At 66.5% G+C, this 18,354-nt stretch carries 15 protein-coding genes; 4 read left to right on the top strand and 11 right to left on the bottom strand.

Annotated elements, in window-relative coordinates:
* Window positions 1-65 precede the first annotated feature (65 nt).
* The 3 genes from ACSX1C_RS02750 to fadB form a co-directional block, all read right to left on the bottom strand.
* A complete protein-coding gene (locus ACSX1C_RS02750) occupies window positions 66-302 on the bottom strand; it encodes a DUF1653 domain-containing protein (protein WP_439888136.1) in 237 nt (78 codons plus the stop codon).
* Window positions 303-380: 78 nt separating this feature from the next.
* The gene (fadA, locus tag ACSX1C_RS02745) at window positions 381-1,556 is read right to left on the bottom strand and encodes an acetyl-CoA C-acyltransferase FadA (protein WP_439888135.1); all 1,176 of its coding nucleotides are present in this window, start codon (window positions 1,554-1,556) and stop codon (window positions 381-383) included.
* 30 nt (window positions 1,557-1,586) lie between these two features.
* The gene (gene fadB, locus ACSX1C_RS02740) at window positions 1,587-3,734 is read right to left on the bottom strand and encodes a fatty acid oxidation complex subunit alpha FadB (protein ID WP_439888134.1); all 2,148 of its coding nucleotides are present in this window, start codon (window positions 3,732-3,734) and stop codon (window positions 1,587-1,589) included.
* Between the two features lie 479 nt (window positions 3,735-4,213).
* Here fadB and ACSX1C_RS02735 point away from each other — a divergent pair, with 479 nt between their 5' ends.
* Window positions 4,214-5,032, top strand: coding sequence for a hypothetical protein (locus ACSX1C_RS02735; RefSeq protein WP_439888133.1), 819 nt, complete (start codon window positions 4,214-4,216; stop codon window positions 5,030-5,032).
* Between the two features lie 81 nt (window positions 5,033-5,113).
* On the opposite strand, the gene ACSX1C_RS02730 is transcribed toward ACSX1C_RS02735, so the two are convergent.
* Window positions 5,114-5,551 (bottom strand): hypothetical protein, encoded by a 438-nt coding sequence (locus ACSX1C_RS02730; RefSeq protein WP_439888132.1) that lies wholly within the window; start codon window positions 5,549-5,551, stop codon window positions 5,114-5,116.
* Between the two features lie 88 nt (window positions 5,552-5,639).
* Here ACSX1C_RS02730 and ACSX1C_RS02725 point away from each other — a divergent pair, with 88 nt between their 5' ends.
* Window positions 5,640-6,080 (top strand): universal stress protein, encoded by a 441-nt coding sequence (locus tag ACSX1C_RS02725; protein ID WP_318642182.1) that lies wholly within the window; start codon window positions 5,640-5,642, stop codon window positions 6,078-6,080.
* Window positions 6,081-6,125: 45 nt separating this feature from the next.
* Here ACSX1C_RS02725 and ACSX1C_RS02720 read toward each other — a convergent pair whose 3' ends face one another.
* On the bottom strand, window positions 6,126-6,812 hold the full coding sequence (locus ACSX1C_RS02720; protein WP_439888131.1) for a DUF6901 family protein: 687 nt from the start codon (window positions 6,810-6,812) through the stop codon (window positions 6,126-6,128).
* Between the two features lie 63 nt (window positions 6,813-6,875).
* Complete coding sequence (locus ACSX1C_RS02715; protein ID WP_439888130.1) at window positions 6,876-8,795, bottom strand: ATP-binding cassette domain-containing protein; 1,920 nt, start codon at window positions 8,793-8,795, stop codon at window positions 6,876-6,878.
* 300 nt (window positions 8,796-9,095) lie between these two features.
* Between ACSX1C_RS02715 and ACSX1C_RS02710 the strand changes: the two genes are divergently transcribed.
* On the top strand, window positions 9,096-11,024 hold the full coding sequence (locus ACSX1C_RS02710) for a transglycosylase SLT domain-containing protein (protein ID WP_439888129.1): 1,929 nt from the start codon (window positions 9,096-9,098) through the stop codon (window positions 11,022-11,024).
* Between the two features lie 16 nt (window positions 11,025-11,040).
* Here the strand turns inward: ACSX1C_RS02710 and ACSX1C_RS02705 are convergent, their stop codons facing one another.
* Window positions 11,041-11,847 (bottom strand): MOSC domain-containing protein, encoded by an 807-nt coding sequence (locus ACSX1C_RS02705; protein WP_439888128.1) that lies wholly within the window; start codon window positions 11,845-11,847, stop codon window positions 11,041-11,043.
* An 82-nt stretch (window positions 11,848-11,929) separates the two neighbouring features.
* Here ACSX1C_RS02705 and ACSX1C_RS02700 point away from each other — a divergent pair, with 82 nt between their 5' ends.
* Window positions 11,930-12,328 (top strand): DUF1499 domain-containing protein, encoded by a 399-nt coding sequence (locus ACSX1C_RS02700; protein ID WP_439888127.1) that lies wholly within the window; start codon window positions 11,930-11,932, stop codon window positions 12,326-12,328.
* Here the strand turns inward: ACSX1C_RS02700 and ACSX1C_RS02695 are convergent.
* From ACSX1C_RS02695 to ACSX1C_RS02680, 4 genes are all read right to left on the bottom strand, one after another.
* Complete coding sequence (locus tag ACSX1C_RS02695) at window positions 12,325-13,260, bottom strand: chemotaxis protein CheV (RefSeq protein WP_439888126.1); 936 nt, start codon at window positions 13,258-13,260, stop codon at window positions 12,325-12,327. The genes ACSX1C_RS02700 and ACSX1C_RS02695 overlap by 4 nt on opposite strands.
* A gap of 232 nt (window positions 13,261-13,492) precedes the next feature.
* Window positions 13,493-15,052 carry an FGGY-family carbohydrate kinase gene (locus tag ACSX1C_RS02690; RefSeq protein ID WP_439888125.1) on the bottom strand — a complete coding sequence of 520 codons (1,560 nt, stop codon included), beginning with the start codon at window positions 15,050-15,052 and terminating at the stop codon, window positions 13,493-13,495.
* A gap of 16 nt (window positions 15,053-15,068) precedes the next feature.
* Window positions 15,069-16,670, bottom strand: coding sequence for a glycerol-3-phosphate dehydrogenase/oxidase (locus tag ACSX1C_RS02685; RefSeq protein WP_439888124.1), 1,602 nt, complete (start codon window positions 16,668-16,670; stop codon window positions 15,069-15,071).
* 2 nt (window positions 16,671-16,672) lie between these two features.
* Window positions 16,673-18,268 carry an FAD-binding oxidoreductase gene (locus tag ACSX1C_RS02680; RefSeq protein ID WP_439888123.1) on the bottom strand — a complete coding sequence of 532 codons (1,596 nt, stop codon included), beginning with the start codon at window positions 18,266-18,268 and terminating at the stop codon, window positions 16,673-16,675.
* Between the last annotated feature and the right edge of the window lie 86 nt (window positions 18,269-18,354).

Here is an 18,354-nt window from a genome sequence, read left to right as displayed (position 1 = left end):
CGCGGCACCGCTATATATAGTGGCGCTAAAGTCGAGGTCAAGCGCGGCCATGCCCCGATGTCGGCTCAGGGGCCGCTGAAAACCGGTGCTTCCGCCCGAATCAGGGCAAAGCGCGGCACACGCCGGCCATCGACCTCGACCTCCTCGCAGAACATCGAAAGCGGCCGCACCCACAAGCCGAAATCGCCGTACAGCGCCTGGTAGACCACCAGCTGCTGCTCGGTCTCGGAATGACGAGCCACCCCCAACACCCGGTACTCGGGCCCCTTGTAATGACGATAAAGACCCGCCTGTAGCTGCATCGCAGAATTCCTTGAAAAAACTTAGCGCCGACAAACAAAAACCGGGGCACTGGGCCCCGGTCTTGTGTCCACCAACGCTTAGACGCGTTCGAAGACGGTGGTGATGCCCTGGCCGAGGCCCACGCACATGGTGGACACGCCGAAGGTACCACCGTTCTGCTTCATCACGTTCAGCAGGGTACCGGAGATACGGGCGCCGGAACAACCGAAGGGGTGGCCCAGTGCAATGGCACCGCCATGCAGGTTGACCTTCTCCTCCATCTTGTCGAGCAGCTTGAGGTCCTTCAGCACCGGCAGGGCCTGGGCGGCGAAGGCTTCGTTGAGCTCGACGAAATCGATGTCGGCCATGCTCAGGCCGGCACGCTTGAGGGCCTTCTGGGTGGACGGCACCGGGCCGTAACCCATGATCGCCGGGTCGACACCGGCCACGGCCATGGCACGCACCACGGCCATCGGCTGGATACCCAGGTCCTGGGCACGCTGGGCACTCATGACGATCATGCAGGAGGCGCCGTCGGTGATCTGCGAGGAAGTACCCGCGGTCACGGTGCCGCCTTTCGGGTTGAACGCCGGCTTGAGGGCGGCCAGGCTTTCCAGGGTGGTCTCCGGACGAATGGTTTCGTCGTAGTCGAAGACCTTCAGGAAACCGTTCTCGTCGTAGCCCTGCATCGGGATGATCTCATCCTTGAACTTGCCCTCGACGGTGGCCTTGTGCGCCAGACGATGCGAACGCTCACCGAAGGCGTCCTGCTGCTCGCGGTTGATGCCGTGCATCTTGCCCAGCATCTCGGCGGTGAGGCCCATCATGCCCGAGGCCTTGGCGGCATACAGCGACAGGTGCGGGTTCGGGTCGACGCCGTGCATCATGCCGACGTGGCCCATGTGCTCCACGCCGCCGACCACGAAGACGTCGCCGTTGCCGGTCTGGATCGCCTGCACGGCGGTGTGCAGGGCGCTCATGGAGGAACCGCACAGGCGGCTGACGGTCTGGCCGGCGCTGGTGTGGGGGATCTGGGTCATCAGCGACGCCATGCGCGCGATGTTCCAGCCCTGCTCCAGGGTCTGGTTGACACAGCCCCAGATCACGTCTTCGACTTCCGCCGGGTCCAGCTTGGTGTTGCGCGCCAGGACGCCACTGATCAACTGCGCCGACATGGTCTCGGCACGGGTATTGCGGTGCATGCCGCCCTTGGAACGCCCCATGGGGGTACGGCCGAAGTCGACGATCACTGCATCTCTAGGATTCAGGCTCATAAATTCACTCTCGCTCTAGTCTGTCCGCGATTAACCGAAGAACTTCTGGCCATTGGCGGCCATTTCGCGAAGCTTGGCGGTCGGGTGGTACAGCGCGCCCAGATCGGCGTACTTGTCGGCCAGGGCGACGAACTCGGCCACACCGATGCTGTCGATGTAGCGCAGCGCGCCCCCACGGAAGGGCGGGAAGCCGATGCCGTAGATCAGGCCCATATCGGCCTCGGCGGCGGTCTCGACGATGCCGTCTTCCAGGCAGCGGACAGTTTCCATGCACAGCGGGATCATCATGAAGTTGATGATGTCCTCGTCGCTCAGTTCACGCTGCTCGCGCACGATGGACTTGAGCAACTCGTAAGCCTGCGGGTCGACGACCTTCTTCGGCTTGCCGCGCTTGTCGGTTTCGTAGGCATAGAAGCCCTTGCCGTTCTTCTGGCCCAGACGGTTGGCTTCGTACATCACGTCGACCGCGGTACGGCCTTCGACCGCCATGCGATCCGGGAAGCCTTCGGCCATCACGTCGCGGCCGTGATGGCCGGTGTCGATGCCGACCACGTCGGACAGGTAGGCCGGGCCCATGGGCCAGCCGAACTTCTCCATGATTTTGTCGATGCGCACAAAGTCGACGCCCAGCTCGAGCAGCTTGGAGAAGCCGCCGAAGTAAGGGAACAGCACGCGGTTGACCAGGAAGCCCGGGCAGTCGTTGACCACGACCGGGGTCTTGCCCATCTTCTTGGCGTAGGCCACGGTGGTGGCCACGGCCACTTCGCTGGACTTCTCGCCACGGATGACTTCGACCAGCGGCATCATGTGCACCGGGTTGAAGAAGTGCATGCCGACGAAGTTTTCCGGACGCTTGAGCGCCTTGGCCAGCAAGCTGATGGAGATGGTCGAGGTGTTGGAGGCGAGAATCGCATTCTCACCGACTGCAGCTTCCACCTCGGCCAGCACGGCCTGCTTGACCTTGGGGTTCTCGACCACGGCTTCGACGACGATGTCGACGTTGCCGAAATCGCCGTAGGACATGGTCGGGCGAATGGCGTTGAGCGCCTCGGCCATCTTCGCCGGGGTCAGGCGGCCCTTCTCGACGCGCTTGCCGAGCAGCTTGGAGGCCTCGTTCAGGCCCATCTGGATACCCTCTTCGCGGATATCCTTCATCAGGATCGGCGTGCCTTTGACCGCCGACTGGTAGGCGATACCGCCGCCCATGATGCCGGCGCCGAGCACGGCGGCCAGTTTCACGTCCTGGGCGATCTCGTCGTGGTGCTTGGCCTTCTTCTTCAGTTCCTGATCGTTGAGGAACAGGCCGATCAGGCTCTCGGCCACCGAGGTCTTGGCCAGCTTGACGAAGCCGGCGGCCTCGACTTCCAGGGCCTTGTCGCGGGTGAAGTTGGCGGCCTTCTGGATGGTCTTGATCGCCTCGACCGGTGCCGGGTAGTTCGGGCCGGCTTGCCCTGCGACGAAGCCCTTGGCGGTCTCGAAGCACATCATCTGCTCGATGGCGTTGAGCTTGAGCTTGTCCAGTTTCGGTTGACGCTTGGCCTTGTGGTCCAGCTCACCGGAGATGGCGCGCTTGACCAGGTCCAGGGCTGCTGCCTGGAGCTTGTCGGCGGCGACCACGACATCGACGGCCCCTACTTTCAGGGCGTCGTCTGCGCGATTTTCCTTGCCGGCGGCGATCCACTCCACCGCATTGTCGGTACCGATCAGGCGCGGCAGGCGCACGGTGCCGCCGAAGCCCGGGTAGATGCCCAGCTTGACTTCCGGCAGGCCTACCTTGGCGCTGTCGGCCATGACGCGGTAATCCGCCGCCAGGCACATCTCGAAGCCGCCGCCCAGGGCGATGCCGTTGATGACCGCGACAGTCGGCACGCCGAGGTCTTCGAAGTCGCTGAAGATCTTGTTGGCTTCCAGGTTGCCGGCCACCAGTTCCTCGTCAGGCAACTTGAAGTTGTCGACGAACTCGGTGATATCGGCGCCGACGATGAACACGTCCTTGCCACTGCTGACAATCACGCCCTTGATCGAGTCATCGGCCTTGATCGCATCAACCGCCTGACGCAGTTCGTTCAGGGCTAGACGGTTGAACTTGTTGACGGATTCACCCTTGAGGTCGAATTTCAGTTCGACGATGCCACTCTCAAGAGCCTTAACCGTGATGGCTTTACCTTCGTAAATCATCAACTGATCTCCACGGTATGGAAGCTGAACAGTACACATCGGAGCCAACCAGTGAGCTTGTCCCACGGCACTGCCGTCGAGAATAGCCCCAAGCAGCCTGGCACACCCGCCGACGCGATATTCGGACTGTAAAGGCGCTGCCGATTCAGGCAAACGCTCAATTCATACGCCCGTTTGATTTGGGTGTGCACACCTTCGGGGAAAAGCCTCGGCTTGTCAATTGCCGAGCGTACTCCGCCCTCCCCGATGACTCCCGTCGGGTCCAGAAAGCCCTGGGTGCCCGGGCATACGGCGGCAAACGCGCGAGCAACGGCATCGATTGCGCGGCATTCGACGGTTCCCTGCAGCGCAGACTGTGAACCAGCGCATGCCTAGCAAAAAGATTTTCCTCCGGGTACAGTCGTACCAGTCCGCTCGCGCATGGCTTGGGCGGAACAACAAAAACAACAAATACCCCCAGAGGGGCACACGGAGTTCCCATGTCGAGCCGACTGCTTGCCATTTCCCTGAGCACCCTGCTCGCCACCGGTCTCGCGCTGTTCAGCGCCGCCAGCCAGGCCGCCGACGCCGCCAGCAACCTGCTCCACCTGCACCAGCTGCGCCTGGTCGCGCAGAAAACCCTGGGCGACTTCTACATGTACAACGGCATGGAAGGTGATCAACGCTATGCGCGCATGATCGAGCAGTCACTGGGCCAGGCCAACGAACACCTGCAGGCCCTGACGGACATGCCGGGCGAAGGCTCGAAAGTCCTGCTCACCCAGCTCGCGCAGCAATGGCAGGACTACCAGAGCGAACTCAACCGACTGATCAAGGCATTGAGGCAGCGGGGTTACACCGACCTGCAGCCAGTGGCCGACCTGAGCGCCAGCAACCAACAGTTGTTGGCCCTGAGTAACGAGCTGTACAGCAAGATCCAGCAGGAAAGCGGCCACAGGACGGCCGCCCTGACCCAGCAGAGCCGCGAGCAGAGCCTGTTGATGCAGGCCATCGCCGTGGACTACGCCTCCCGTAGCGCCTCGGTGGGGGCGACATTCATTGGCGGCGGCGAAGTCCGCCCCATCGAAGAGATGGTCAGCCAGTTCGCCGAGCGCCTGGCGAGCCTGGAACAGGCCACGCAGAACAGCGCTCAGCTCAAGCAGACCCTCGACTCTGTCGCCACCAAGTGGCGCTATATCGAAAAATCGCTGATGAACTACAACGAGAACAGCGTGCCTTTCCTCGTCAACAAGTACTCGGACAGCATCATCGAAGGACTGGAGCGTGTATCCGCCCAGTATGCGGCCAAGCAGCCATAACTCCGCGTGCCGCCCACGACCTTTCCGGCCTGCCTGGCCACCCCTGCGGCCCGCCCCTTGGGTCGGGCCGCTCCTTGTTCCCTAGGCGCGCGCCCGCAGGAAGTCGTAGACATTCTGCAGCGCATCGCCCTGCCCCCGCTCGCCCCAACACAGGGCCACCATCTGCGGCGTGGCTTCGACCTTGAACACATCGGCCGGCAACCGCGCCAACTGCTCGGCCAGGGACGCCTCGGCGCAGGGCTCACGCCACTGATTCAGCCATCTGCCGGGCTCGACCTGCCAATAGCACCAGCTGTCCACCTGGCCGCGACGCCGCCCCAGGTGATACTGGGCACAAGCGCTCGGCGGCTGTGTCTCCAGCCAGTGCGGCCACTCCTGGCGCGACAACTGCATCGCCAGGCCCATGCGCCGGGCCTGCAGACGCACGTCCATCTGCCCACGCTGGGCCCGCGACGGGATCAGCCAGGCCAGCGGACTGAGCACGCAAGCCAGGAGCAACAACACTATCCACAGGGTCATAAGTACCGTCTCGCAGGCAAAAGCCTGTCGTCAGCCTTCAATGCAGTCATACTTACTCTCATCGCTTGCCCATCCGAGGAGTTACCCCATGCCCTATGAGCACATCCTGGTTGCCGTCGACCTGACCGAGGAATGCGACCCGGTCATGCAGCGTGCGCAGAAACTGGCTGCCAGCAGCCATGCCAAGCTGTCCGTGGTGCACGTCGTCGAACCCATGGCCATGGCCTTTGGCGGTGATGTGCCGATGGACCTGTCGATGCTGCAGCAGCAGCAGTTCGATCAGGCCCGCGAGCGCCTGGACAGCTTCGCCGGAAAATACCCGAAACTCAGCGCCGACCAGCGCCACCTGGCTTACGGCCAGCCGCGCCAGGAAATTCACCGCCTGGCCGAGGAGCAGGGCTGCGACCTGATCATGGTCGGCAGCCACGGCCGCCATGGCCTGGCCCTCCTGCTGGGCTCCACCGCCAACGACGTGCTGCACGGCGCCCCGTGCGACGTGCTGGCCGTACGCCTGAACAAGCCCGAGTAAACCGCCGCTTGGCGAATGGCGCACCCGGCGCCATTCGTCAGCCTGTCATTCGAAACTGTCGCCGGCGCTCATCACCAGCGGGCGGATCTTCTGCAACTGGGTTTCCAGCGACACCGTCATGCTCGACGCCATCGAGAAGAAGGTCAAAAACGCCTTCAGGTTCGAGTCGCCCTCGCAGGTGTCGTGGATGCGTTGCCAAAACGCCTGATTGACCAGCTGCAACTGCTGGAACATGCGCACCAGCCCCTTCAGCTCCCAATCGGCATGGCGCCCCTCGCGATGGTTGAAATACTGGCGCGCCAGATACAAGGAGAAGGTCCGCAGGATGAATTCCTGATTGCTGGCGAACGGCAGGTGGTTCTGCGCCATCGGCCGCAGCTTGCCCAGCACCGGACAGGCGCTGGTCGCCATGATGACCCCGAGCAGCGCCCGCAAGCCCTCCTCCAGCCCGACCTGCTTGGTGTACTCACGCTCCGGCGTGCGCACCCAGACCAGGGCTTTCTTGAAGGCCGGCAGGCCCTGAAAATCCTCGATCACGCGATGCAGGTCGACAGCCGCCGGGCAATGGCTGAAGGTGTCGCGGCTCAAGGGGCAGTTGCTGCACTGCTGATGCTCCAGGCGGGTCCATTTCGGCGCGACCTGGGCCTGCGCCGGGTCATAGGCGCGCTCCAGCTCGATGTGATAGGTGAACTGATGTTCGTCGTCGAGAGTGAACCGGTACTCGATGGCCATGCCTTGCTCCGCCAGACTTCCAAGTGTCCTGTTTGAGGGTTTTCGAACGAGTTGTCGACGGTTTTAGCCTTCGAGTTCGGCCCAACGCTCCAAAAGCTGATCCAGTTCATCCTGCAGCGCCTGCAGCCGCGCCAGGGCCGCGGCAGTTTCCTCGGCCGGCTGCTGGTAGAACGCAGGGTCGCCGACCTGCTCCTGCAAGGCGGCGATCTGCGCCTCCAGCCCATCGATCTGCCCGGGGATCGCCTCCAGCTCGCGCTGCAGCTTGTAACTCAGCTTCTTCTTCCCGGGAGCCGCGGCAGGTTCGGACGCGGCAGGCGGCGGCGTCGGCGCGACCACTGCGGAAGCCAGCTCGGCCTTGCCCCCCTTGCTCTCGCCGACGCCCAACAGGCGTGCCGAACCGCCCTGGCGCAGCCAGTCCTGATAACCGCCGACATACTCGCGCACCCGTCCCTCGCCCTCGAACACCAGGGTGCTGGTGACCACATTGTCGAGAAAGGCGCGGTCGTGGCTGACCATCAGTACGGTGCCGGGGAAGGTCAACAGCACCTCCTCCAGCAACTCCAGGGTTTCCACGTCCAGGTCGTTGGTCGGCTCGTCCAGCACCAGCAGGTTGGCCGGCTTGCTGAACAGCTTGGCCAGCAACAGACGGGCCCGCTCGCCGCCGGACAGGGCCTTGACCGGCGTGCGGGCGCGCTGCGGGCTGAACAGGAAGTCGCCCAGGTAGCTCAGCACATGGCGATTCTGCCCGTCGATGCTGATGAAGTCGCGACCCTCGGCGACGTTGTCGATCACCGTCTTCTCCGGCTCGAGCTGATGGCGTAGCTGGTCGAAGTAGGCCACCTCCAGCCTGGTGCCGACCTCGATCCTGCCTTCGGTGGGCTGCAGATCGCCGAGCAACAGCTTGAGCAGGGTGGTCTTGCCGGTGCCGTTGGCGCCGAGCAGGCCGATACGGTCGGAGCGCTGCAGGACCATGGAGAAATCATCGACCAGCTTCGGCCCGCCCGGGTGGGCGAAGCCCACATGCTCGACCACCATCACCTGTTTGCCGGACTTCTCCGCGGCCTCCAGCTGGATGCTCGCCTTGCCCTGACGCTCGCGGCGCTCGCTGCGCTCGGCGCGCATGGCCTTGAGCGCACGCACGCGGCCCTCGTTGCGGGTACGCCGGGCCTTGATGCCCTGACGAATCCACACCTCTTCCTGGGCCAGGCGCTTGTCGAACAGCGCATTGGCGGTCTCTTCGGCCGCCAGCTGCTGCTCCTTGTGCACCAGAAAGCTGGCGTAGTCGCCGTTCCAGTCGATCAGGCCGCCACGGTCCAGCTCGAGGATGCGCGTGGCCAGGTTCTGCAGGAAGGCCCGGTCGTGGGTGATGAACAGTACCGCACCGCCGAAGCCCAACAGCGCCTCTTCCAGCCAGGCGATGGCCCCGATGTCGAGATGGTTGGTCGGCTCGTCCAGCAGCAGCAGGTCCGGCTCGGAAACCAGTGCCTGGGCCAGCAGCACGCGCCGGCGCCAGCCCCCGGACAGTTCGGCCAGGGTCTTGTCGGCCGGCAGCTGCAGGCGGCTCAGGGTGCTTTCGACCAGTTGCTGCAGGCGCCAGCCGTCGCGCGCCTCGAGCTCCTGCTGGACGTGCATCAGCTTGTCCAGATCGGCATCGCTGTGGATGTTCTGGCTCAAGTGGTGGTATTCGGCGAGCAGGGCGCCGACTCCCTCCAGGCCCTCGGCGACCACATCGAACACCGTGCGCTCATCGGCACGCGGCAGTTCCTGGGGCAACTCGCCGATCTTAAGTCCCGGCGCCCGCCAGATCTCGCCATCGTCGGCCTGCCGATCGCCCTTGACCAGGCGCAACAGGCTGGACTTGCCGGTGCCGTTGCGGCCGATGATGCACACCCGCTCGCCCCGGGCGATCTGCCAGGACACCCGGTCCAGCAGCGGCATGGCGCCGTAGGCCAGGGAAACATCGGTGAACTTGAGCAGGGTCATGGCACGCCTCGAATACGACAGGCACTGAACCGGCGGACAAGGTCTGGGAACATGCGCCGATTGCGCAGAGGCTCCCGACTTTCCGTCCGTGATCAGCACAGAAACTGATTAGTCGAAGCCCAAGGGCCGCGACAAAAACTGGGCGCGCATTCTAACCGAGATAGGCCTGAGGTTTGCGGCCAATTTCATGCGCGCTCCAGCCGGTGCCGCGCTTTCGTCGCCCCCGGGCAAAAGGCTAAGCTAGGTGAATTCCGCGCCGGCCATGCCGGCGCCCACTCATCTGCCAAGCCTGGAAGTGTCATGCGCGGTCGCCTGTTCCCCCTGCTGTCCTGCCTCTGCCTCTTAGCCGCCACGCTCGCCTCGGCCCAGGCCGCCAGCCTGGATCAACAGCGCCAATACTACGACGAGGCCAAGCGGGCCCTGGCCAAGGGCAACAGCGAGCCCTATCGGCGCTATGCCAGTGCCTTGCGCGATTACCCCCTGGAACCTTATCTGGCCTACGACGAACTGACCGCCCGTCTGAAATCGGCCAGCAATGACGAGATAGAGAAATTCCTCGCCGAGCACGGCGACCTGCCCCAGGCCGGCTGGATGAAGCTGCGCTGGCTGCGCTGGCTGGCCGAACGCGGCGAGTGGCAGCGCTTCGTCAACCACTACGACCCGGCACTGAACTTCACCGAGCTGGACTGCCTGTACGGCCAGTACCAGCTCGGCCACGGCCTGACCGCCGAGGGCTATGCCACCGCGGAGAAGCTCTGGTTGGTCGGCAAATCCCAGCCGGAGGCCTGCGACAGACTGTTCGAGCGCTGGACAGCCGCCGGCCAGCTCACCGAACAGAAGCGCTGGCAGAGAGCCAAGCTGGCCGCCGAAGCGCGCAACTATGGCCTGGCCAAATACCTGATCAAGAGCCTGCCGACCCTGGGCAGACAGGGTCAATTGCTGGTCGAGGTGGCACAGAAGCCGCTGCTGCTCGCCCAGACCGCGCGCTTCGCGCCGGCCGACGCCGCCATGGCCGACGTGGTCGGCCTGGGCCTGCGCCGCCTGGCCCGCCAGGATCCGGAGAAGGCCCTGAGCCTGCTCGACGGCTATGCCCAGCGCATGAGGTTTTCCAGCGAGGAACAGGTGGCGATCGCCCGCGAGATCGGCCTGACCCTGGCCAAACGCTTCGACGCCCGCGCCCTGGCGGTGATGGCCAAGTACGACCCCGAGCTGCGTGACAACACCGTCAGCGAGTGGCGTGCGCGCCTGCTGCTGCGCCTAGGGCGCTGGGACGAGGCCCACCGGTTGACCCGACAGATGCCCGCCGACCTGGCGCAGTCCAGCCGCTGGCGCTACTGGCAGGCACGCAGCCTGCAGCTGGCCCAACCCAACGGCAACGGCCACCAGCCCCTCTACCAGGGCCTGGCCAAGGAGCGCGACTTCTACGGTTTCATGGCCGCCGACCAGGTCAAGGCACCCTACCAGCTGAACAACAAGCCCCTGGCGCTGGATCGCAACACGCTGCAGAAGGTGCGCAACGCCGCCGGCATCCGCCGCGCCCTGGAGTTCCATGCCCGCGGCCAGATCGTCGACGGGCGCCGCGAGTGGTACCACGTCAGCCGCTTGTTCAGTCGCGAAGAGCTGGTCGCCCAGGCCCGCCTGGCCTATGACCAGGGCTGGTACTTCCCGGCCATCCGCACCATCAGCCAGGCGCAGTACTGGGACGACCTCGACGTGCGCTTCCCCATGGCCCATCGCTCGGAGCTGACCCGCGAGGCGAAGAAACGCGGCATCCACTCCAGCTGGGTGTTCGCCATCACCCGCCAGGAGAGCGCCTTCATGGCCGACGCCCGCTCGCCCGTCGGCGCCATGGGCCTGATGCAACTGATGCCTGCCACGGCCAAGGAAACCGCGCGGCGCTTCGGCATCCCCCTGTCATCGCCGCGGCTGGCCTACCGGCCGGAGGTCAACATCCAGTTGGGCGCCGCCTACCTGAGCCAGATCTACGGCCAGTTCAACGGCAACCGGGTGCTCGCCTCCGCCGCCTACAACGCCGGCCCCGGCCGCGTACGCCAGTGGCTGCGCGGCGCCGACCACCTGGCCTACGACGTGTGGATCGAGAACATCCCGTTCGACGAAACCCGCCAATACGTGCAGAACGTGCTGTCCTACGCGGTGATCTACGGGCAGAAGCTCAACGCACCGCAGCCGCTGATCGGCTGGCACGAGCGCTACTTCGACGACCAGTGAGCCGGCGCGGCGCCGGCTACTCGAGGACCTCGACCGGCATGCCCAGGGCCAGCTCGCCGCTGCCGCAGGCGATCAGGTTCTGACCGAAATACACCTCGCCCTCGCGCTGGCGATAATCGCGCAGGGTCGTCAGCGGCTCGCGGTCGGCACTGCGTTCGCCGGTCTGCGGATCGAGGGTGGTCATGATGCAGCGGGAACAGCCCTTGGCCACGCGAAACTCCAGGGTGCCGACGCGAATGCGCTTCCAGTCGTCTTCGGCATAGGGCGCCGCCCCCTCGACCACCAGGTTGGGGCGAAAGCGCAGCATCTCCAGAGGCCGGCCGACCCGGCGGGACAGGTCGTCCAGCGAACCCTGGCCGATCAGCAGCAAGGGAAAGCCGTCGGCGAAGGCCACCTTGTCGCCGACCTCGGCATAGGCGGTGTCGACCTGCCGCGCGCGGGCCTCGCAGACCTGCACCAGACGGCAGTCACGCCCGAGCGCCTGGCTCAGCCAGCGGGCCGCCGCCTCGCCGGCATCCGGCACCCGCAGGCTGTCGCGCCAGATGGTCACCCCGCGCAGTTCGGCCTGCTCACCCGGCACCGCGACCAGCAGGTCGGCCATGCCCGGGGCACTCAGGCGCAGTTGCTCGGCGCCCTGCCAGCGCGCCTGCAGCTGGGTCATCTGCGGCAGCAGGCGCTGCGTCAGGAAGCGTCCACTGGCCGCATCCACTACCATCCAACGACGATCCCCGGCGACTCCCAAGGCGTCCAGCTGCGCCTCGCGCAGCGGCTCGGCCATGGCCGATTTCAGCGGATAACGATACAACCCAGAGAGACGCAACATGAGCCAGCTTTCCCTTCGGCAAAAGGCCCTTATACGAGTATGCCGCCCGGCCCACAAGCCTGGCCTGTGGCTCGCGCTGGCTATGCTGGGCGCCTGCGGCGGCCACCCACCCGACCATCTGGGGGTGCAGGACGGCCAACTGGCGCCCTGCCCGGACTCGCCCAACTGCGTCAGCAGCCAGGCCAAGGACGCCGAACATCGGGTCGCACCGCTGGCGCTGCCAGGAAGCCCGCAACAGACCAGGGCACGGCTGATCGCCCTGCTCGAGCACGAGCCGCGGGCCAGGCTGGTGGCACAAGAAGATCGCTACCTGCGTGCGGAGTTCAGCAGCCGCTGGCTGCGCTTCGTCGACGACGTGGAGTTTCTCATCGGCGAGCAGGCGGTCGAGGTGCGCTCGGCCTCACGCCTGGGCCACTCGGATTTCGGCGTCAACCGCCGGCGCATCGAACGGTTGCGCCGGCGCCTGGCCGAGCAACCTTAGCCAGCGGGCTCGTCGCGCAGCAGGCGCTGGCGAATCACCTCGACCAGCTTGTCCGGCTGGAACTTGGACAGGAAACCATCGCAACCGACCTTCTTCACCATGGCCTCGTTGAAGCTGCCCGACAACGAGGTGTGCAGCACCACATAGAGGTCTTTCAGGCGCGGGTCCTGGCGAATCTCGGTGGTCAGGCGGTAGCCGTCCATCTCCGGCATTTCCGCATCGGTGAAGACCATCAGCAGCTTGTCGCTCAGCACTTCCCCCGCATCGGCCCACTGTTTGAGCAGGCGCAGGCCCTTGAGGCCGTCGGTGGCCACATGCATCTTCATGCCCAGCTGCGACAGGGTATCGCGCAGCTGGGACAGGGCCACGCTGGAGTCGTCCACCAGCAGCACCTCGCGGCCGCGGGCCCGGGCCAGCAGTGGATCGTTCAGGCGCTCGCTGGAGATCCGGGTGTTGTAAGGCACGATCTCGGCCAGCACCTTCTCCACGTCGATGATTTCCACCAGCTGATCCTCGATCTTGGTGATCGCGGTCAGATAATGCTGACGCCCGGCCCCGCCGGGGGGCGGCAGTATCGACTCCCAATTGAGGTTGAGGATGCGCTCGACCCCCCCCACCAGGAAGGCCTGTACCGAGCGGTTGTACTCGGTGACGATGATGGTGCTGCGTTCGTCCGGCACCAGCGGGCGCATGCCGATGGCCTGGGACAGATCGATCACCGGCAAGGTCTGGCCACGCAGGTTGACCACCCCGCAAACGCAGCGATGGCGCTGCGGTATCAGGGTCAACCTGGGCATCTGCAGGACTTCCTGCACCTTGAACACGTTGATCGCGAATAGTTGCCGGCCGGCCAGGCGGAACATCAGGATTTCCAGGCGGTTCTCGCCCACCAACTGGGTGCGTTGATCGACCGAGTCGAGAATGCCGGCCATTGCGTACTCCTATGGGTTGTCGAGCCTAGCTACGGCTGAGCTATCGGCTGTACGCGGCAAAACTGAAGCGGCCTTGCCGGATGGCATGATGCCCGAGCCACCGCGGCGAAACCAGAGTGCCCGGCCCAGGCCAACCCAGCAGCCACCGAAGGAGCATCAGCGCCAATACATGCCCCGGGCGCTGCAGTCGTTGGATCGACGCACGCCATGACCGCCCGCCTAGCCCCGGCGCCTAGGCCGGGTAGCCGGTGATGGCCCGAATACGCCGGTACAGCGGCTTGAGTTGCCGATACATGCACAGATAGACCTCGCGGTACAGGGCGCGATAGGTCTGCTGCGCCTGCGGGTTGGGCTGGAAGACGCGGCCGACCCGGGTCATGGCGGCGATCGCCGCGGGAAAGTCCGGATACAGCCCCAGCCCCACCGCGCAGTCGATGGCCGCGCCCAGCCCGGAGGTCTCGTAGGTGTGCGGCCGCTCGGCCGGCAGGCCGAAGATATCGGCGGTCAGCTGCATGGCCGCATCGCTCTGGGAACCGCCGCCGGACACGCGCAGGCGGGTGATCCTGGTGCCCGAACGCTTCTCGATACGCTCCTTGCCCTGGCGCAGGGCATAGGCCAGGCCCTCGAGAATGGCGCGGTACAGGTGCGCCCGGGTGTGCACGTCGCCGAAGCCGATGATCGAGCCCTTGGCCTCCAGCCCCGGCTCGCGAATCCCCGGCGACCAGTAGGGTTGCAGCATCAGCCCCATGGAGCCGGGCGGCACCGAGTTGACCAGCTCGTCGAACAGCGTCTCGGGGGCGACCCCGAGCTCGTCGGCCCGCTGCGTCTCGTGCAGGCCGAACTCCTGCTTGAACCAGCTGACCATCCAGAATCCGCGGAAGATCATCACCTCGGTGTTGAAATGCCCGGGTATCGCCGCCGGATAAGGCGGAATCAGCCGGGTGGTCTCCAGATACCGGCGGCGGGTGGTGTTGATGGTCGCCGTGGTGCCGTAGGACAGGCTGGCGACATGCGGCTCCACGCACCCGGCGCCGAGCACCTCGCAGGCTTTGTCGGCACCGGCGGCGATCAGCGGCAGCCCTTCGGGAATGCCGGTGTGCCGGCTGGCCTCGGCCGAGATGTGCCCGAGCAGCTCCCCCGGCCGATACAGCTCGGGCAGCTGCTCGCGGCGCACCGCCAGCGCCTGCCACTTCCAGTCGCCGGGCGCCGCCCACTGCAGGCGCTTGTAGTCGAACGGCAAATAGGCCACGCAGCTGGTCAGCGAATCGACGAAGCGGCCGCACAGGCGGTGGGTGAGAAAGCCCGAGAGCAGCAACACCTTGTGGGTCTGCCGGTGCACCTCCGGCTGCTGCTGGGCCACCCAATTGACCTCGGCCTGGGCGCGAAAATGCGCCACCGCCTCACCGGCACCGACCAGCTTGAGCAGCCAGCCCCAGCGCCCCTTGATCGGCGCCACCACCTCGGCGCGGCGCTGATCGAGCCAGAGAATCGCCGGACGCAGCGGCTTACCGGTCGCATCGACATGGATCAGGCTGCCGCGCTGGGTGGTCAACGACACGCCTTTGATCAGGCGGCGATCGATGTCCAGCTGCCGCCACAGCCGCTGGCAGGCCTCGGCGACACTGGCCCAGTAGTAGTCCGGGTCCTGCTCGGCCCAGCCGGGCTGCTGGGAATAGTAGGCCTCGAGCTCCACCTTGCCCTTGCCGACCAGGTTGCCCTGCAGGTCGAACAGCAGGGCGCGCACGCTCTGGGTGCCGTTGTCGATGGCCAGCAGATAGCTTGTCTCGCTCAAAGCGCAATCCTTCTTGTCATTCGTCCAGTCGATGGGGTGCGGCAGCGGCCGGCACGCCATAGCAGCGCCGCCAGAGCGCCAGGTAGTCCCGCTGCTCCTGGCCCCAGCGCGCATCGCTCCAGCCCAGGCGGGCCTGGCACAGCGCGCGGATGCGCGGCAACTGCGCCTGCCCCCCGCCGGGCAGCAGCAGGCCGATCCGGGTGCGGCGCAGCAGCAGATCGTCCAGGTGCAGCACCAGTTCGTGCTGCGCCGCCCAGGCCAGCTCGACCCAGAGCGTCTCGCTGCCGTCCACGACCTGGCCGCCGACCTCGGCCAACAAGGCCAGCAGCCCCGGCAACTCGCGCCCATAGCGCCCGGCCAGGCGCTTCTGCCGCGCCGGGCTCAGCTGCGCCAGGACCGGTTCGGCCCCTGGGCTGAAGGTCGGCGCGCCCAGGTCTGCCACCTCCCGCCCGACGAAACCGGCACAGGCCCGCAGCACCTCCAGGGCCAGCAGACGGAAGGTGGTCAGCTTGCCGCCGGCCAGGGTCACGCAACCGGGCTCGACCCACAGCGCATGCTCGCGGGTCTCGTCGGAAGGTCTGCGACCGGCCTCGCCGTCGCTCACCACCGGACGCACCCCGGCCCAGGTCGAGAGCACGTCGCCGGCCTCGATCCGCGCCGCGGGAAACTGCTGGGCGCAGGCGGCCAGCAGGTAGTCGAACTCCGCGCCACTGATGCAGGCCTCCTGATCCAGCGGCTCGCGATGATCCAGGTCGGTGGTGCCGACCACGGTGGCGCCCTCCCAGGGGAAGACGAACACCGGCCGCCCGTCCTCCCCGTGCATGAAGCTGAAGGCATGGGCCACCGGCAGCCGCCAGGCCGGCAGTAGCAGGTGGCTGCCGCGCAGTGGGCGGACCTGTGCGCCGCCGCCACAACGCAGGCGATCGGCCCAGGCCCCGGTGGCCTGAGCCACCGCGCGGCTGCGCAGGCGATAGCGGCGGCCGCTTTCCCGGTCCTCGGCGAGCAGGCCGGCCACCCGCCCGTCCTCGCGCAGCAACTCCACCACGCGCACGCCGTTGAACGCCTCGGCGCCATCGCCGCGGGCCTCGCCGAGCACACGCATGACCAGGCGGGCATCGTCGGTCACCGCATCGAAGAAGCGCGTGCCGCCGAGCAGCCCCTCCTCCTTGAGCCCGGGCGCCAGGTAGCGCAGCTGCTGCAACGGGTAATAGAGATGGTTGCGCCGGCCGGCCAGGGCGTCATACAGCGCCAGCAACCCGCCGAACACCTTCGGTCCTGGAAACCGCCCCCGGTAATGCGCCATCAGGAAGCTCAGCGGCTCCACCAGGCCCGGCGCCTCGGCCAGCAGGCGCTGACGCTCGCGCACCGAGTCACGGGTCAGGCCGAGCTGGCCCTTGGCGATATAGCGCAAGCCGCCGTGGACCATCTTCGAGGAGCGGCTGGAGGTGCCCCAGGCGAAATCGCGCTGTTCCAGCAGCAGGCATTTCCAGCCGCGCCGCGCCGCCTCGCGAAGGATGCCGGCACCGCAGATACCGCCGCCGACCACGATCAGGTCCCAGTCGCACCCCACCAGCTCCGGCAGCGCGCGCTCGCGCCAGGCGGCATTCCAGCCGTCCATGTTCACTCCTCGAGCAGCACGCCGGGCGCCAGGCGGCGCTCCGGGTCGAAGTGCGCGGCCAGTGCCTGCAACGCCGCCATGCCCAGCTCGCCCTTCTCCGTCGCCAGGTAGGGCGCGTGGTCGCGGCCGACGCCGTGCTGGTGGCTGATGGTGCCGCGATTCTCGGCGATGGTGCGGCTGGCCGCCTGCTTGAGCCGTTGCCAGCGGTCCAGGGCCTGCTCATAGCTGCCGCCGGGGCGGAACACATAGGTGGTGTAGATGCTCGAGCCCTCGCCATAGACGTGGGACAGGTGGGTGAACACGTGCACCCGTTCGCCCTCGGCGGCCAGGCCCTGACACAGTCTGGCCTCGATCTTGTTCAGCAGGCTGTCGACGTTGCTCCAGTCGGTGGCGGTCTCCAGGGTGTCCACCGCATAGCCGGCGGCCCACAGCCCATGGCGCAGGTAGGGAAAGCGAAAGCGATTTTCGGCCCATTTCTTGCCCAGCAGGGTGCCGGTGAACACCCCGCCGAAGCCCTTGAGCAGGCGCCTGGTCTGTTTCAGCGAGGCGGCGTTCTGCGCCCGCGCGCCGGTGACCCCGAAGGTCAGCATGCACTTGCCCTCGCCCGCCCCGCGCAGCGCCAGGTACTTCTCCAGCCAGGCGATCTGCCGCGGATGGCCGGCCAGGGCCAGCTGGGTTTCGGTCTCGATGGCGTTGGACAGACGCAGCATGGACAGCGGCACCCGGGCCTGGACCAGGGTGCGGATAGCCTGCAGCGCCTGCGCCCAGCTGGGCATGAACACCGCATAGAAACGCTCCTGCTCGGCCAGGCGAGTGATGCGCACCTTGACCTCGGAGATGATGCCGAAGCGCCCCTCGGAGCCCATCACCATCTCGCGCAGGTCCGGGCCGGCGGCCGAAGCCGGAAAGCTCGGCAGCTCCAGGGTACCGGCGAAGGTCTCCAGCGTGCCGCCGGCGAACAGCTGCTCGATGCGCCCGTAGCGCAGCGACTGCTGGCCACTGGAGCGGCTGGCCACCCAACCGCCGAGGGTCGACAGCTCCCAGGACTGCGGGAAGTGGCCGAGGGTATAGCCGCGCGCGCGCAGCTGGCTCTCCACCTGGGGACCGTTGGCGCCGGGGCCGAAGGTGGCGATCAGGCTGTCCTCGTCGATCTCGATCAGCCGGCTCATGCGCGCTAGCGACAGGGTCAACACCGGCCGCTCGCCGGCCTGCGGGTTGATGTGCCCGGCCACCGAGGTGCCGCCGCCGTAGGGAATCAGCAGTGCGTTCTGCTGCCGCGCCCAGACCAGCAGCTCGCGGATCTGCTCGGCGCTTTCCGGGAAGGCGACGCCGTCGGGAAACTGGCCGAACTCGCCGGAGCGCATCGCCAGCCAGTCCGGCAGGCTCTGCCCGCGGGCGTGACGCAGGCGGGTCTCGGCGTCCAGGCTGACCAGCGGATGGGCGACCAGGCGCGAGTGCGGCACCTTGGCCAGCACCTGCGCCAAACTGGCATCGACGAGCACCTGACCCGGGCCGACCCGTTCGGCGAGAAACGCCTCGCCATGGGCCGGCAGCTGCACCTCGGTGGTTTCCTCGCCCCAGCCATTCCAACGTCGCATGCGCCTCTCCCCTGTTCCGATCATTGTCGATGGCTGCCTATACTAGCCAGCCGCCGCCAGGGGTCACTGTCGAATCGGGACAGGCC

Source organism: Pseudomonas sp. MBLB4123 (assembly GCF_051904775.1).
Lineage (GTDB): Bacteria > Pseudomonadota > Gammaproteobacteria > Pseudomonadales > Pseudomonadaceae > Aquipseudomonas > Aquipseudomonas benzenivorans_B.
Note: the sequence above shows the minus strand (reverse complement) of the source record. Positions and strands in the feature narration are given on the sequence as shown.